Origin of the sequence: Veillonella sp. KGMB01456, assembly GCF_023051165.1 — a bacterium.
In the GTDB taxonomy this organism is placed as follows: Bacteria; Bacillota; Negativicutes; order Veillonellales; family Veillonellaceae; genus Veillonella_A.
The window spans coordinates 1-1,469 of the sequence record NZ_JALKIG010000083.1 but is presented as its reverse complement, the minus strand read 5'-3'; the positions used below and the strand labels follow the sequence as shown (position 1 = coordinate 1,469).

General features: G+C 35.5%; 1 protein-coding gene. It reads left to right on the top strand.

Annotated features, from left to right (window positions below; genetic code table 11):
- Positions 1 to 81: 81 nt before the first annotated feature.
- Positions 82 to 1,338 carry a PepSY-associated TM helix domain-containing protein gene (locus tag MXE28_RS11385; protein ID WP_164726550.1) on the top strand — a complete coding sequence of 419 codons (1,257 nt, stop codon included), beginning with the start codon at positions 82 to 84 and terminating at the stop codon, positions 1,336 to 1,338.
- Positions 1,339 to 1,469 lie beyond the last annotated feature (131 nt).

Below are 1,469 nucleotides of genomic sequence, written 5' to 3'. Positions count from 1 at the left end.
GAAACCTATTCAGGCTTCTCGGAAATAAAAGTCTAACTTTTTGGGGTCACTACAGATCGAGGGTCTTTTATGGAGTTTTATATGAAACAATGGTATAAGATTCATAAATACACGGGTTATATAGGGGGCATTGTATTTTTCTTACTATGCTTTTCCGGGTTAGTTATTATGCTTAGAGGCTTTTCTTTCTCAAATATTGAAAAAGAAATGTACTCTGCCCATGAGATTTCCATGTGGAATAATAGCCAAAATCAGATTAATACAATATTGGCCGAACATCCTAATTACACGTTGCGATCTATGGCAATTCGACCGGAGACCTCTTTAATTTCTTTTCGTTTTACCGAAAAGAATAATAAGGAAATTATTCGTTATCATTACTATATTCGAGATGGTCGGTTCATTCCGGCAAATAATCAGATGGTACCACGCCATGTTGATATGGACTATACGGCTGTAATTGTAAGAACCTTAGCCAGATTCCACAGTAATTTTTTATTGGGCGATATGGGTCGTATTTTATTATTGCTGTTTAGTTTGGTTAGCTTAGTAACGTGTTTTGCAGGCTATAAAATTTATAAAAAAATTAATCTTTCGCCGAAACGAGGCACGTATTCGCTACATACATTCCTAGGAATTATAGTCTCGCCTTATTGCATTATTTTATTTATTTCAGGCATTTTGTTGATAGGTCATTCTTATTTTTCACGGGCTTATTATGCTGATAGTGCGGCAGGGGCAGAAGCGTATTTTGCGTCACAGCAAAATACGGAATCTGTTTATACGTATTTGGACATTTTTGACTTAGTAAGGAATAAGTACCCGGATAAAGAGATTTTATCGTTAGATATTCCATCCGGAAAGGATTTGTCCAAGCCGGCTACAAGTACTTATCACCTGCGTTTGATTGATAAGTCTGAATTACAAAATGCATATCAGGGATATTTTGTGGCTGACGATTTGTGGGTGTGGGCTTATAAGAGTTCGGAGTTTATTTCTTACATAACCTCGCCACCATGGTATATGAGTATTTTGGCAGTAGGGGTGGATTTACATTTTAAGAATCATGGGCATCCGGCGTTAGAAATCATATGGCTTATTTATTTAGGCTTGAGTTGTGCTTTATTGCTGTTATTATTCATAAAACCGCTTAGACGTGTACAGATCGTTATGAACAATCGTTATTCGTTTGGTTGGGGAACTTTTATTTTAAACTGTGGTTATTTATTTTTACCTCTATTTGGGCAAATCGGTGTGTATATAGGTATTGTGTGTGGCCTTTTGAGTTTTGTTTTGATAGGGGTAAATATTAAAAATATCATTTATAAGAAAGGATGAAGTTACAAAGTATTTTTGAATTAGGTGGATTAGTTGCTCTTTTGTATTGTGATTAGGTATTTTGGGATTTAGGTGTTTGTAGTGACCCCAAAAAGTTAGACTTTTATTTCCGAGAAGCCTGAATAGGTTTC